This window comes from Enterobacter asburiae, from assembly GCF_008080435.1.
Classification (GTDB): Bacteria; Pseudomonadota; Gammaproteobacteria; order Enterobacterales; family Enterobacteriaceae; genus Enterobacter; species Enterobacter asburiae_C.
In genome coordinates, this window is the sequence record NZ_VRKN01000001.1 from 192,172 (window position 1) to 206,414 (window position 14,243).

The window sequence follows — 14,243 nt, forward strand, 5'->3', positions numbered from 1 at the left end:
AATTCTGTCATGATTGTCAGCCACTGTGTGCCTATGAACAGGAAATGCCTATGTCGCAACCTTGTTTTGATGCGTTGAATGTAATTAAAACACCCGTGTGGCTCATTTCACCCGTGTCGGAACAGATCATTTTTGCGAATGTGGCCGCAACGCTGGTCATGGGGGATAAAACGCTCGATGACCTGCGCAAAGGGATTTATTCAGCCAGTGCGCAAACCCTCCTGTCGATGTATGTACCTGAACTGAAAACGGAGCAGGAGATCGTCGAAATCTGGACAATGAGACGGGATGGACAGGATACGCCGTTAAGCTGTCGTCTCTCGCTTGCCCACTACGCCCCTTGGGGAGATGTGATTGTTTTCGAGGGGATCGCCCCACAAATACTCTCAGGATTGAAGGCCAGCCGTTCCGCCACCTACCGGCGAAAAAAGCAGGGTTTTTACGCGCGTTTTTTTCTGACCAACAGCGCCCCGATGCTGTTAATCGATCCTGCCCGTGATGGCCAAATCGTCGATGCGAATCTGGCCGCGCTCAATTTTTATGGTTATTCACATGATGACATGTGCAGTAAACATACATGGGAAATCAATACGCTGGGGCGAGATGTGATGCCTGTTATGACTGCGATTGCCGCGCTGCCTGGTGGTCATAAGCCGCTCAATTTTGTTCACCGCCTTGCCGATGGATCCACCCGCCACGTTCAGACGTATGCCGGGCCCATTGAGATCTATGGTGACAAGCTGATGTTATGCATCATCCACGACATCACCGAGCAAAAAAGGCTGGAACAAAAGCTGGAACATGCGGCGTTACGTGACTCCATGACGGGGCTACTCAACCGGCGGCAGTTCTATGCGATTACCGATCAAAGCAACCTCAATTATCTTCCTGCGCAACAGCAATTTAGCCTGCTGCTGGTGGATACCGATCATTTCAAAAACATTAACGATCTGTTCGGTCATCTGAAAGGTGATGAAGTACTTATCGCCCTCTCGCGAACGCTGGAAGCCTGTAGTCGGGAGAACGACATGGTGTTCCGCTGGGGAGGCGAAGAGTTCGTCATCCTGCTGCCGCATACCTCTCTCGATACCGCGTTGCAGATTGCCGAGTCGATCCGTGCAGCTGTTGCCCGCATTATTATTCCGGGCTTACCGCGCTTTACCGTCAGCATTGGCGTGGCGCGACACGATCAGGGAGAGAGTATTGATGAGCTGTTTAAGCGTGTGGACGATGCGCTGTATCGCGCTAAAAATGACGGACGCAATAAAGTCCTTGCTGCATGAAACTGGAGTATCCGGGAAAGCCCCGCTACAATGCCCACCTCGAATCAATTAGCTTCAGGTGGGTTTAAGCTGCAATGGGAAAAACAGAAATAATACTCACCTTAATTATTTTGCTCCTTATTATATTTGGCTTCTGGTTTATTTTTAGCGGTGAGATCTGGTATCTCGTCGAGTTTCTTGAAAATAGCCTCTACCCGACCTTCGACGTACTGTAACGCACGTTTAATATCTTGTTTCACCTACCGAATTTGTCAGGTATCTGCATTCCTGACAGCCGCGTAAGATACACCTCGTTATCCTCCAACAACGTTGATAACGAATCACTTATTCATTTGCTTATGTTTGTTGCCCGTGCTCTGACGGGCTTTTTTATTTCCGGCAATTTAGCCACGCCAGGCTATATCTTAATCATCTTTATTGATAAAGGAGAGGAATGATGAGCAAGAAGATCCTGATGCTGGTTGGCGATTACGCCGAAGATTACGAAACCATGGTGCCTTTTCAGGCTTTGCAGATGATTGGTCATCAGGTGGATGCGGTCTGCCCCGATAAACCGAAGGGCGACTACATCATGACGGCAATTCATGACTTTGACGGCGCCCAGACCTATAGCGAAAAACCGGGTCACCGGTTTACCCTCAACGCCGATTTTTCCACCGTAAAGGAACAGGATTACGACGCGCTGCTCATCCCCGGCGGGAGAGCGCCCGAGTACCTGCGGCTAAATGAGGACGTGTTAAAGCTGGTGCAGGCATTTGACGCGGCGCGTAAACCGATTGCTGCGGTATGCCATGGCCCGCAGCTGCTTGCTGCCGCAGGTATTCTGAAAGGACGAACCTGTAGCGCCTACCCGGCCTGTGCACCTGAGGTACGCCTCGCGGGTGGACACTACGCCACTATCGGCATCGATCAGGCCCATGTCGACGGCAACCTCGTGACGGCTCCCGCCTGGCCCGCGCATCCGCAGTGGCTGGCGAAGTTTAATGCATTGTTAGAATAATAGAGGCCCGGCATCAGGCCACTCATAGCGGATGAAGCAAGCGGTACCGCGTATTGCAGAACTGGCGCGAGAATGCGCCAGTTCTCATTAAACGTCAGTGCTTCTCAATATACATTGTCCGGCTATACGCCACGTCTTCCGGGTTATTGATGGGGTAACCTTTCACCCAGGGTTTAATCAGGCGACCATTGGTGTACTGATAAATTGGCGCGATGGGCGCTTTCTCCATGAGGATTTTCTCCGCCATGTTGTAATCCGTATTACGCGCTTTCGCCGTGGTTTCCAGCGTCGCCTGGTGGATAATTTTATCGTAGGCCGGTTCATTGAAACGCGAGATATTGCCGCTGTGGGTTGAGGTCAGCAGGGACAGGAACGTCGAGGGTTCGTTGTAATCGCCTACCCATGATGCGCGGATCACATCAAAATTGCCGGTATTACGGCTGTCAATATAGGTTTTCCACTCCTGGTTTTGCAGTTTGACATCCACACCGAGATTTTTCTTCCACATTGACGCCACCGCAATGGCGATTTTCTGGTGGTTTTCCGAGGTGTTGTACAGCAGGGTCAACTTCAGCGGACGCTGAGGACCGTAACCTGCGGCCTGGAGCAAGGTTTTCGCCTGAGCATTCAGCTCCTGCTGGGACATCTGCTCGAACGGTGAAGGTTCAGGGGTGAAACCCGCCGTCACGTCAGGGGTGAAATGCCAGGCCGGCTTCTCACCGGTACCTAATACCTTTTCGGCCATAATGCGACGATCGATAGTCATGCTCAGCGCAAGACGAACCCGGGCATCGGCCGTCGGGCCCTTTTGCGTGTTAAACGCATAGTAATAGGTCCCGAGCTGAGGCGGCGTATAAACCTGCCCCGGAATGTCCTTCAGGAGCTTCTGATACATGTTTTTCGGGAACGATTCGGTGATATCAATATCCCCCGCCAGATAGCGTTTAGTGGCGGACGATTCCTGATTAATCGGAATGAAAGTCACTTTTTGCAGGACAGTTTTCGCATTGTCCCAGTAATGAGTATTCGGAACGACAACCAGTTTTTCATTCACCACGCGGTCATTCAGGACGTATGCGCCATTGCCCACCAGAGCGCCCGGACGCGTCCACTCTTTACCGCTTTCAACGTTCGCTTTTTGCACCGGATAGAAGGCAAAGTTTGCCGTCAGGTTGCTAAACCACGGTAGCGGTTTGTCCAGCTGGACGCGTAAGGTTCTGGCATCCACCGCCGTCACGCCCAGGGTATCTGGCGCCGCTTTGCCATCGATAATGGCCTGCGCGTTGTTGATACCCGCCAGCGCCGCAAACCAGGCAAACGGAGACGTGGTTTTCGGGTCGACGAGACGCTGCCAGCTGTAGACAAAATCCTGCGAGGTGACGGGCGTACCGTCAGACCATTTCGCGTTGTCACGCAGGGTGAACGTCCAGATACGGTTATCGTTGCTCTGCCAGCGCATCGCCACGCCCGGGGTCAGTTCCCCCTTCTCGTTCTGATTCACCAGCCCTTCGAAAAGATCGCGAATCACCTGAATCTCCGGTAATCCCACCGCTTTTGCCGGATCGAGCGAAGCCGGTTCGTCTTTAATATGCCTGACCAGCTCCTGTTTTTGCGCCAGTACCGTGCCCTGTGGCACATCAGCAGCGTACGAGAGTGTAGAGAGTCCGCACAGGTACAGTGCAGCACAGAGACGCGAAACAGGATGCTTCATAAGATCCCCTTTAATGAATTCAGGTAACAAGCAGATGCGTAATTATTTGTTTCGAAACAGAGAAATGCAAATACCTTCGTCAGGAATAGTGATTTGAGGCAATTCTCAGCCTTCACGGAAACTATTTGATTAACAGCGAGTTTTGCACAACACTGCCAGTAGAGACTTCTTTATCAGGATTTCGTATGACAATCACCCGACCACGAGCGGAACGCGGCGCCTTTCCGCCGGGCGCTGAGCAATATGGCCGCTCATTTTTAGGCGCATCGCTGATCTGGTTCCCGGCGCCCGATGCCGATCGCAACAGCGGTTTGATCATTGCCGGCACGCACGGAGATGAGAACTCGTCCATCGTCACGCTTTCTTGCGCGCTGCGGACGCTGACGCCTTCATTGCGACGACATCACGTGATCCTTGCCGTGAATCCGGATGGCTGTCAGCTTGGATTACGGGCGAATGCGAGGGGGGTCGACCTGAACCGTAATTTCCCGGCGGCAAACTGGCGCGCCGGAGAAACGGTTTATCGCTGGAACAGCTCCGCCGAGGAGCGGGACGTGGTGCTGCTGACGGGAGACAAGCCCGGCTCGGAGCCGGAAACGCAGGCGCTGTGTCAGCTTATCCATAAGATCCACCCCGCATGGGTTGTCTCCTTCCACGATCCGCTGGCCTGTATTGAAGATCCGCATCACTCCGATCTGGGTGCGTGGCTGGCGCAGGCTTTCGCCCTGCCGCTCGTCACCAGCGTGGGTTATGAAACACCCGGCTCCTTCGGTAGCTGGTGTGCCGATTTGAGCCTGCCCTGCATCACCGCTGAATTCCCGCCGATTTCCTCCGACGAAGCCAGCGAAATTTACTTAAAAGCGATGGTGGAGCTTCTGCGCTGGCAGCCTCAAAGATGAAGCACGCCGCTGGTAAAATTAAGCGCCGGTGAAACGTCAACCGCCAGCCACGTCGGGCCATCCAGATCGGCAAAACGAACCTGATTGACCAGCGGCAGCGCCGCACCGATCGCCCGGGATGTGCAGAGCATGCACCCCAGCATCAGGGAAAAGCCCTGCGCCTGCGCTTCCGCCGCCAGGGCCAGCGCTTCTGTCAACCCGCCGGTCTTGTCGAGCTTGATATTGACCATCTCATAGCTGCCCTTAAGCGCGCTCAAATTCTCGCGGGTATGGCAGCTTTCGTCCGCGCAGACGGGCAACGGATGGATAAAATTCTTCAGCGCTGCATCATCCTTCGCTGGCAGAGGCTGCTCCAGCATCGCCACGCCCAGGTCAGCCAGCAGCTGGCATCGCGCGGCAAGCCCCTCGGGATGCCACGACTCGTTGGCGTCAACAATTAACGTGGCCAAGGGAACCGCCGAGCGAATGGCGACCATCCGCTCGCTGATCAGGTGATCGTCGAGCTTCACTTTTAGCACCGTGGCCCCGGCGTCATAGAGCGCTTTTGCGCTGGCGGCCATCTGCTCCGGCTCACCAATCACGACCGTTTGCGCCGTCACGACGGACTCCGGCAGCGCCACACCCAGCAAGGACGTCAGCGATTGTTGCTGCTTAGCGGCCTCAAGGCTCCAGAGCGCACAGTCGATGGCGTTGCGTGCTGCCCCGCCGGGTAAACGCTGCTGTAACGCCTCGCGCGTGAGCCCTTTTTGCAGGTCAGGCACCAGGGTCATGATATGCGCCATCACCGACGCAACACTTTCTCCGTAGCGCGGGTAAGGCGTACATTCCCCGACACCTTTAAACCCCTCTTCTTCAATTTCAACCACGACCACGCTGGCTTCACTTCGGCTGCCGCGAGAGATCACAAACGGGGTATGCAATGGCCAGGCTTCTTCATAGACCTTAACGCTTCTCATCACTGACTCCTTGCGGCCCGGAAAGGCGAAAAATTTGGTTTGCCGTGTTATCCGCTGATGGCATACACTAGCCCCGACGTTAACTATATGTAAACAGGAAGATATCTATGTCACAACTCGTTCATTTCCAGGGCAACCCGGTTGCTGTTGCAGGTTCCATTCCGCAGGCTGGCAGCAAAGCGCAGGCTTTTACTCTGGTGGCTAAAGATCTGTCTGACGTCACACTGGCTCAGTTTGCGGGTAAACGCAAAGTACTGAACATTTTCCCAAGCATTGATACCGGCGTTTGTGCCGCATCCGTGCGTAAATTCAACCAGCTGGCGACTGAAATGGACAACACCGTTGTGCTGTGTATTTCAGCTGACCTGCCGTTTGCCCAGTCCCGTTTCTGCGGTGCCGAAGGCCTGAGCAACGTCATCACCCTCTCCACCCTGCGCAGCGCAGATTTCCTCGAGAAATACGGCGTCAGCATCGCGGAAGGCCCACTGAAAGGTCTGGCAGCACGTGCTGTACTGGTTCTTGATGAAAACGACACCGTCGTCTTCAGCGAACTGGTTAACGAAATCACCACCGAGCCGGATTACACTGCCGCGCTGGACGTGCTGAAAGCATAATAAGTACTTAGCATTCTATACAGCTAATTCTCAACCTCGCCACGGCGGGGTTTTTTATTACTTCAAAGCTGAATCGTTAAAGCTTAAATGCTCGCAAATCACATTAATCATGCAATAACCAAGACAATATGTAACATGAGCGTGATCAATAACGCATAATAATCGTTAAAATTCCCTAATTTCATCCCGAGTGAAGCCCATCACATTTCCTTTTTTGCCTAAACATTAGATTTGCTTACGAAAGAAAATAATCGTTTCAGCAAAAAGGATAATATATGAAGATTAAATTCGCTTTTACGCTCCTTGCGGTACTGATTTCTGGCCATGCAGCGGCTAAAACATGGGTGCTGACAAGCGCTGAAAGCAGCATAGAGAAAGGAAACTGGAAGATTTCCAGTGATGAGCTGAAAGTTAACGATCGGACGTTCAGCATTGAGCAAAAAGTCTTACATGGCGGTAAACAGGAAGGCAGCAAAGTCATCATTATTACCAGCAAAGATGGCCTGACCATTACCCTGAGCCCGACCCGTGGGATGAACCTTCTACACGTAGAAGGGTTTGGCACCCGACTGGGATGGAACTCCCCCGTCAAAGAGGTCGTGAACCCGGCTTATATCAATCTTGAGAGCCGCAACGGTCTCGGCTGGCTGGATGGTTTCAACGAGATGATGGTGCGCTGTGGCTATGAGTGGACAGGACACCCGGTCACCGCCGACGGGCAAATTTATACCCTGCACGGCAAGGCCGGTAATACCCCTGTATCGCAGGTCGAGGTTGAAATCGCGGATGCCGCCCCGCACGAGATCCGCGTTCGGGGTTTGATCAAAGAGAGCACGTTTAAAAAAGCGGATCTGCAAACCATGACCGAACTGCGCTACGTTCCCGGAACCAACCAGTTCAGCCTGCATGATGTTCTGACCAACCATGCAGATTACCCTCATGATTACCAAATCATCTATCACAGCAACTTCGGCACGCCGATCCTCGAAGAAGGCGCCCGTTTCCTTGCACCGGCGGTGAGCGTGAGCCCGTTCAATGACTACGCCAAAGCGGGCGTTAACGACTGGCAAACCTATGCCGGGCCGACAAAAGGCTTTGATGAGATGGTCTTTAACATTAAACCGCTCGCGGACAATAACCACGAGACGCTCGCGGCGGTGGTCAATAAAGCCGGAGATAAAGGCGCGTCAATCCAGTTTGATACCCGCCAGCTGCCCGTGCTGACCTTATGGAAGAACACCGACACGCTCAAGCAGGGTTATGTCACGGGCATTGAGCCTGGCACCAGCTACGCCTACCCCGTTACGATTGAGCGCGAGCAGAAGCGGGTTAAGCAGCTACAACCTGGTGCCAGCGCGCAGTTTGATCTGACCTATACCCTGCTTCACAGCCCGCAGCAGGTGAAAGACGTCGAAAGCAGGATTGCGTCGATTCAGGGAGAGACAAAAACAGAAATCGTTAACACGCCTCTGGCGAAGGAATAAGCGTAAAGTAAAAAGCCTCTTTGCAGAGGCTTTTTGTTATTCGTCACCTTTCTTATGATTCAAACCATACTCACGCAGCTTATTCGCGATCGCGGTGTGCGATACGCCAAGACGTTTTGCCAGTTTGCGGGTGCTGGGATAGCTGCGGTACAGCTGCGTCAGCACTGAACGCTCAAAACGGCTGGTGATATCATCCAGCGAACCTTCCATCGCCTCTTCGCCGACCGATACCGTCCCCGCGTCGTAATCAGGTAACAGAATATCCTGCGGACGCAGTTCATAGCCTTCAAGCTGGGTTAGCGCACGATAAACGGCGTTTTTGAGCTGACGAATGTTACCCGGCCAGCCGTAGCGCATGAGCACCGTGCCGAGATCGGCAGACAGCTTCGGACGCGGAACCCCCTGCTCGTCGGCAAAGCGGGCGACGAACAGCTCCGTTAGCGGCATGATGTCCTGCGGACAATCGCGCAACGGGGGAATATTCAGCGTCAGAACGTTGAGGCGGTAATAGAGATCCTCGCGGAAGATCCCCTTTTGCACCAGTTCCACCAGGTTTTTCTGGGTGGCGCAAATGACGCGCACGTCCACATGCACTTCGTGATCCTCACCGACGCGGCGGAACGTTCCGTCGTTCAGGAAACGCAGCAGCTTAGCCTGCATACGCGGCGACATTTCGCCGATCTCGTCCAGCAGCACGGAGCCACCGTTAGCCTGCTCGAAGAACCCTTTCTTGCCCTCCGGCGCGTGACCAAACAGCTCGCTTTCAACGGCATCTTCCGGAATAGAGGCGCAGTTAAGTGCCAGATAAGGCTTAGCCGCACGCGGACTCGCCAGATGCACCGCGTGAGCCAGCAGGTCTTTCCCGGTGCCGGTATCTCCGGTAATCAGCAGCGGCGCGGTCAGGCTTGCGAGCTTGCGCGCCTGATCAACCACATGGCGCATTTTCGGGCTGACGGCAATAATCTGGCTGAATGCGCCGACATCCTGACTGGAGAGGTTTTGCAGCTGGCGACCCATGCGTAACGTCGAGCGCAGCATGATCACCGCCCCGGTCAACACGCGAGTATTCCCTTCCCCTTTCAGATAGACCGGCGTGATTTCCATCAGGAAATTCTGCCCGTTAATCACCACATGCTCGCTAAGCGTGTTCTGTGGATTGCTGTCCAGCCAGCGCTGGAAGTTAAAACCGGGGATCAGCTGCGCGGCGTTATGATTGCTGAGCCTCTCCTGGCTCTGTGCGAAAAGCTGGCAGCTGGCGTGGTTAACGCGCTCAACTTTGCTTTTCAAATCCAGGGAGAGGAATGGCTCTGGCATGGCTTCCAGCAGCGCACTCAGCGCCAGATGCTCACGCTCAGAGGGCATCCAGGGAATGGTGCGTACATCCGTAACGCCAGCGATACGGCGGATTTCCGCCATCAGGCTACTGAAGGTATTAAATTCAATTTCGGCAAAATTGAGGTAAATTCGCCCGACAGGATCGATCTCAATGCCACGTAAATCAATGCTACGTAAAACAAGAAGATCGAGTAATTCGCGGGTCAGACCGAGACGGTCTTCACAGAAGACTTCAAGACGCATGGGAAATTCACCGTTTTAAGCCAATAACAGTAAAATGATATGTCAGATCACGGTGATCCGGAAGATGGCTGTCAACAAATATTGACAGCCAGCACGATTAGTGAACAAAACCTCACGGAGCCGGTTTTTTATTGAGCGTCTCTTTGAGCTGGCCAATCAGTTCTCGCCTGAAATCGCCCAGTCGGGGCTTATCGCCATCAATCCACGGCAGCGGACGGCAGACCTCCATCGCTTTAATTCCCAAACGCGCGGTTAATAATCCCGCGCCGATACCCTGAGCGGCACGAGCAGAAAGACGCGCCGCCAGATCCTGCGACATCCAGTCCATGCCCACTTCGCGCACCAGTTCACTCGCCCCGGCAAACGCGATATTGAGCAGGACCAGTTTGAACAGTCTGAGTCGACTGTAGTAACCCAGCTCAATGCCGTAAAGGTTCGCGATACGGTTGATCAGGCGCAAGTTACGCCAGGCGATAAAGGCCATATCGACCAGCGCCAGCGGGCTGACGGCAATCATCAGGGTGGATTCCGCCGCAGAACGGCTGATCTCGCGTCGCGCCTGGGCATCCAGCACCGGCTGAACCATATGGGAATAGAGCGTCACCACTTCCCGGTCATTCTGAGTTTCATGGATGGCGGCATACCAGCGCTGAAGCGCCGGATGCGACTGATCGATTCCGGCCTGGCTGGCCAGCTTTTCACAGAACGCGCGACCTTTCCCGGTGCCGTGACTGTGGAGCAGATCCCGCGCTTCATCACGCTCATGCGCGCGCTGGCGCAAACGCCAGAGTCGACGCCACTCGGTGGCAACCGACCCGATGCCCGCCCCCACAATCAGCGCGCCCGCGGCACATCCGCCCAGCGCGACCCAGTCCTGAGTTTGCCAGGCGTTCATCGTCCACTGCACGCCTTGCCCAACCACGCTTACGCCAAACAGCGCCAGACCGGCGGTGACCATCTTACGCCACAGACTGCGTTTTGGACGCAGAGCGGCTTCCACAACCGCCTCCGCCGGACCTTCCTCGACGCCCGGCTCTTCTGTCAGAGCCGGGGCAAAGTTATCGGCCTGCGTGCCGCTGAACGTCTGCGCCGTTTTGAACGCCTCCTGAGGGTCCTGCTCAAGCGTTCCGGTAAAGTCTATGCGCGGTTTTAACGGTTCCGTCATCGCAATTTATCTCCAATCAAAAACTCCAGCGCCGCATCCACACGGATGTGTGGTAATGGCCGATCGACGCTCATTGCCTGCGGGCGGAAGGCTTCAAACTGGAAGCCCTGGTTCTGCCAGAAGGCCTGACCCGGTAGCCGGGCAGGCACTTCGCCCGGATACACGGTAAGCGGTTCCCCGTCGCTGAGACGGTTCCCGCGTAATGCCGGTATTTTCTCGCCGTTAAGGTCAATCAGCCCGCTTTGCGTCGCCTGTACGGACGCGAGCCCAAGGCAATCCATGCTGATCCCTTCGAAGGCGGCGTTTTGCCAGGCGTCCTGCACCAGTTGCTGCAGCAGCGATACCATATTGGCATGCTGGTCGACCGTGACGTGATCGGCTTTTGTGGCCGCAAAGAGCAGTTTATCGATCACCGGTGAGAACAGACGGCGAAACAGCGTCCGCTGCCCGTAGTGAAAACTTTGCATCAGCTGCGTCAGCGCTAGGCGCATATCGTTGAAAGCCTGTGGCCCGCTGTTGAGCGGCTGCAGACAATCCACCAGCACAATCTGACGGTCAAATCGCAAAAAGTGGTTTTTATAGAATCCCTTGACCACTTTTTCACAGTAGTAATTGTAACGCTCACGCAGCATCCCGGCGTTAGTGTGCCTGTCGGCCTGCGCCAGCTTCGACTCGCCCACCCCATCCACATCCGGCCAGGGGAAGAACTGAAGCGCAGGGGCACCCGCTAAATCACCCGGCAGGACAAAGCGACCCGGCTGAATGAAGTGCAACCCTTCCTGCTTGCACTGATGCAGATACGCCGTCCAGGCTTCGGCAATAGCTGCCAGACGGTTTTCATCTGCCGGCGCAAGCGGGTCCAGGCCTTCGCACAGCTGTCGCCATTTGGCCGACCACCCTGCGCGCTGCCCCTGCAACAACCCCGTCATCTGGCGAGACCAACTGAGGTAATCCTGCGCCAGCATTGGCAAGTCGAGCAGCCATTCGCCGGGGTAATCGACGATTTCAAGGTACAGCGTGGAGGTATCCTTGAAGTGGCGAATCAGGGATTCATTCGAGCGAAAACGCAGCGCAAGGCGAATTTCACTGACCCCTCGCGTCGGCGTCGGCCACGTGGGCGGATCGCCATAGAGCTGCGCCAGCCCTTCGTCATAGGTAAAACGTGGGATACCAAAATCACGCTGAGGGACGCGCTTCACGCCCAGCAGGCGTTCTTCCCGCACCGCGCTAAGCAACGGCAGACGCGCCCCGGCGTGCAGGTTCAGGAGCTGGTTTACCATCGCGGTGATAAACGCCGTCTTACCGCTGCGGCTCAGCCCTGTCACGGCGAGACGCAGATGACGGTCAACGCCACGGTTCACCAGTGAATTGATTTCGTTTTTAAGTCGCTTCATCGCCGTCCTTCGTTGCCTGGGAGCCTTGAATGCATGGTTTCAGAATACAATAAATGGGGGCAGATCGTTGATTATCAATTCTTATTTATTGCTATTGCCGTTTTCTCTCCAGTAAGATGAGCGGCATTGCTGTCAGTCCGGAGTGAGTAAGGTGTATGTCACCCACCATCTATGATATCGCACGGGTTGCGGGCGTATCGAAATCAACCGTTTCCCGCGTTCTGAATAAACAAACGAATATTTCTCCCGAAGCGCGTGACAAAGTGCTGAAGGCGATTGACGAATTAAATTATCAGCCCAACAAACTGGCCCGCGCCCTGACCTCTTCAGGCTTCGATGCCATTATGGTTATTTCGACCCGTTCAACCAAAACCACCGCCGGTAATCCTTTTTTCTCCGACGTCCTTCATGCCATTACGGCAAAAGCGGAGGAAGAAGGATTTGATGTTATTTTACAGACTTCAAAAAGCAGCGAAGACGATCTGCTGAAATGTGTGAGTAAAATAAAACAGAAGATGATCAAAGGGATCATTATGCTGAGTTCACCCGCAAATGAATCCTTTTTCACCACGCTGGATGCATATGGCGTACCGGTAGTCGTTATCGGCAAAGTTGAAGGTGAGTATCAGAATATTTATTCCGTCGACACGGATAATTTCCATGACAGCGCCACGCTGACCGATAACTTCATTAAAAATGGGCGACGTAACATTGCCTGTTTGCATGCCCCGCTGGATTATCATGTCTCTCTCGATCGACTTTCAGGTTATAAAGCCAGCCTGGAAAAGAACAATATTGCGATGAATCCGGACTGGATCATCGATGGTGGATATACCCATGAGAGCGCGCTGACAGCGGCGATTAAATTGTTGTCCTCCGCTACGCCACCTGACGCAGTATTTGCGACCGACAGCATGAAATTACTCGGTCTTTATCGCGCAGCGGATGAGTTAAACCTGATGATCCCGGAGCAGGTTGTGATTGCGGGATACAGCGATCCGATGCTGTCCCTCATTCTGACGCCTGCACCTGGGGGGTTTGATATCCCCACCCGCAAGCTGGGTGAAGAGAGTTGCGATCTTCTGTTTAAGCGTATCGCCGGTCATCCCGCGCCCCAAAAGGTCCTTGTTGATACTCACTTTTCACCTGCTGCCTCCCTTCGCTAACTCCAGGGGCGGGTAGCCCCTGGCGTATTGTCGTCAGAATGCGTAATTCACACCCACGCCAGCATAGTGGAAGCGATCGTTTTCCCCTTCATCGTGGTTCTCCCATTCATAGGCATATTCCAGCGTCATGGATAAACCATTGTTGAAGTCATAGGCATAGAGAAGGCCGAGTCGGTTGAAATCGTGCCCTTCGCGCTCAGGATCGTCCTGCCAGTCCCAGTTCGTCCAGCGATCGAGCCCCAGTCGGGTATAAGGTGTTAACGTGGTCTGGCCTAATGAAATGGGCAGATAGGCACGGATTTCCTGCGTTGAGAATTCACCATTATTTCGAGACGTGTCCATATTGAAACCGCGCTCTAAATAGTAATTTACTTTGGCCGCGAAGGTTTCGTTAATGGTCCACGTAAAGCCGGTTTCGGTTTCGACGCGGCTGTCAGCATAACCGGTTTTTTCCAGATCATTAGCAAACTGATACATGGCAAACCAGCCACCAAATCGCCAGTCATCGGTTAATTTAATATCCCAGTCAGGCTGAATTTTGTAGCGCTGCATATTTGCAGTACCGTCTTTCGCCCCCTTTTCATCTTTAAAGTGGTAGCTATAATTACGGAAACCACCGGTCAAGCCGAATGTGAAATCATCCGTGCCAATAAAGCGATAGCGCAATTCAAATTCAGGACGATCAAAATAGGTTCCGCGCGTCATACTGCTATAATCAACCGGCCCTTCCTGATACATCGCCAGCGAAATAGTCCACGCATCCCAGGTGGCATTAAACCAGACGGAGGGCTCATATAATCCATCTTTATCCTCGGCCTGCCCTTCAACGTTTTCAATTTCATACATTGCGCCAATATTAAATTCCCACTGTTTTGCTGTTTCTGAAGCCTGCGCACAGCTAACCCCTGCGCACAGCACGAGCGCAGCACTTCTAAGTAGAGTACTCATTAAAATATTCCTTTATAATTAACCAAAAAAACCGGAAATTTTCAT

The 14,243-nt window shown here is 53.8% G+C and carries 13 protein-coding genes; 7 read left to right on the top strand and 6 right to left on the bottom strand.

Annotated features, from left to right (window positions below):
• The first annotated feature begins 50 nt into the window (after positions 1–50).
• The 3 genes from FU672_RS00890 (at position 51) to FU672_RS00900 (ending at position 2,283) form a co-directional block, all read left to right on the top strand.
• The gene (locus tag FU672_RS00890) at positions 51–1,283 is read left to right on the top strand and encodes a sensor domain-containing diguanylate cyclase (protein WP_148241802.1); all 1,233 of its coding nucleotides are present in this window, start codon (positions 51–53) and stop codon (positions 1,281–1,283) included.
• A 74-nt stretch (positions 1,284–1,357) separates the two neighbouring features.
• Positions 1,358–1,498 carry an Ecr family regulatory small membrane protein gene (locus FU672_RS00895; RefSeq protein ID WP_148241803.1) on the top strand — a complete coding sequence of 47 codons (141 nt, stop codon included), beginning with the start codon at positions 1,358–1,360 and terminating at the stop codon, positions 1,496–1,498.
• A gap of 221 nt (positions 1,499–1,719) precedes the next feature.
• The gene (locus FU672_RS00900) at positions 1,720–2,283 is read left to right on the top strand and encodes a DJ-1/PfpI family protein (protein ID WP_074147325.1); all 564 of its coding nucleotides are present in this window, start codon (positions 1,720–1,722) and stop codon (positions 2,281–2,283) included.
• Between the two features lie 94 nt (positions 2,284–2,377).
• Here FU672_RS00900 and FU672_RS00905 read toward each other — a convergent pair whose 3' ends face one another.
• Positions 2,378–3,994 (bottom strand): peptide ABC transporter substrate-binding protein, encoded by a 1,617-nt coding sequence (locus FU672_RS00905; protein ID WP_148241804.1) that lies wholly within the window; start codon positions 3,992–3,994, stop codon positions 2,378–2,380.
• Positions 3,995–4,179: 185 nt separating this feature from the next.
• Between FU672_RS00905 and mpaA the strand changes: the two genes are divergently transcribed.
• Positions 4,180–4,893: a murein tripeptide amidase MpaA gene (gene mpaA, locus FU672_RS00910; RefSeq protein ID WP_148241805.1), complete on the top strand. Its 714-nt coding sequence runs from the start codon at positions 4,180–4,182 to the stop codon at positions 4,891–4,893.
• Here mpaA and ycjG read toward each other — a convergent pair.
• Positions 4,884–5,849: an L-Ala-D/L-Glu epimerase gene (ycjG, locus tag FU672_RS00915; protein ID WP_148241806.1), complete on the bottom strand. Its 966-nt coding sequence runs from the start codon at positions 5,847–5,849 to the stop codon at positions 4,884–4,886. The genes mpaA and ycjG overlap by 10 nt on opposite strands.
• A gap of 107 nt (positions 5,850–5,956) precedes the next feature.
• Between ycjG and tpx the strand changes: the two genes are divergently transcribed.
• Both tpx and FU672_RS00925 read left to right on the top strand, forming a co-directional pair.
• On the top strand, positions 5,957–6,463 hold the full coding sequence (tpx, locus tag FU672_RS00920) for a thiol peroxidase (protein ID WP_023335907.1): 507 nt from the start codon (positions 5,957–5,959) through the stop codon (positions 6,461–6,463).
• A gap of 275 nt (positions 6,464–6,738) precedes the next feature.
• On the top strand, positions 6,739–7,947 hold the full coding sequence (locus tag FU672_RS00925) for an aldose 1-epimerase family protein (protein ID WP_148241807.1): 1,209 nt from the start codon (positions 6,739–6,741) through the stop codon (positions 7,945–7,947).
• A 36-nt stretch (positions 7,948–7,983) separates the two neighbouring features.
• Here the strand turns inward: FU672_RS00925 and tyrR are convergent, their stop codons facing one another.
• From tyrR to FU672_RS00940, 3 genes are all read right to left on the bottom strand, one after another.
• Positions 7,984–9,525 (bottom strand): transcriptional regulator TyrR, encoded by a 1,542-nt coding sequence (tyrR, locus tag FU672_RS00930; RefSeq protein ID WP_148241808.1) that lies wholly within the window; start codon positions 9,523–9,525, stop codon positions 7,984–7,986.
• 112 nt (positions 9,526–9,637) lie between these two features.
• Positions 9,638–10,690 carry a YcjF family protein gene (locus FU672_RS00935; RefSeq protein WP_148241809.1) on the bottom strand — a complete coding sequence of 351 codons (1,053 nt, stop codon included), beginning with the start codon at positions 10,688–10,690 and terminating at the stop codon, positions 9,638–9,640.
• A complete protein-coding gene (locus tag FU672_RS00940; RefSeq protein WP_148241810.1) occupies positions 10,687–12,084 on the bottom strand; it encodes a YcjX family GTP-binding protein in 1,398 nt (465 codons plus the stop codon). Before FU672_RS00940 ends, FU672_RS00935 begins: the two co-directional genes overlap by 4 nt.
• Before the next feature lie 155 nt (positions 12,085–12,239).
• Between FU672_RS00940 and FU672_RS00945 the strand changes: the two genes are divergently transcribed.
• Positions 12,240–13,250, top strand: a complete 1,011-nt coding sequence (locus tag FU672_RS00945) for a LacI family DNA-binding transcriptional regulator (RefSeq protein ID WP_148241811.1) — start codon at positions 12,240–12,242, stop codon at positions 13,248–13,250.
• Between the two features lie 33 nt (positions 13,251–13,283).
• Here the strand turns inward: FU672_RS00945 and FU672_RS00950 are convergent, their stop codons facing one another.
• Positions 13,284–14,198, bottom strand: a complete 915-nt coding sequence (locus FU672_RS00950) for an OmpG family monomeric porin (RefSeq protein ID WP_148241812.1) — start codon at positions 14,196–14,198, stop codon at positions 13,284–13,286.
• Positions 14,199–14,243: the final 45 nt, after the last annotated feature.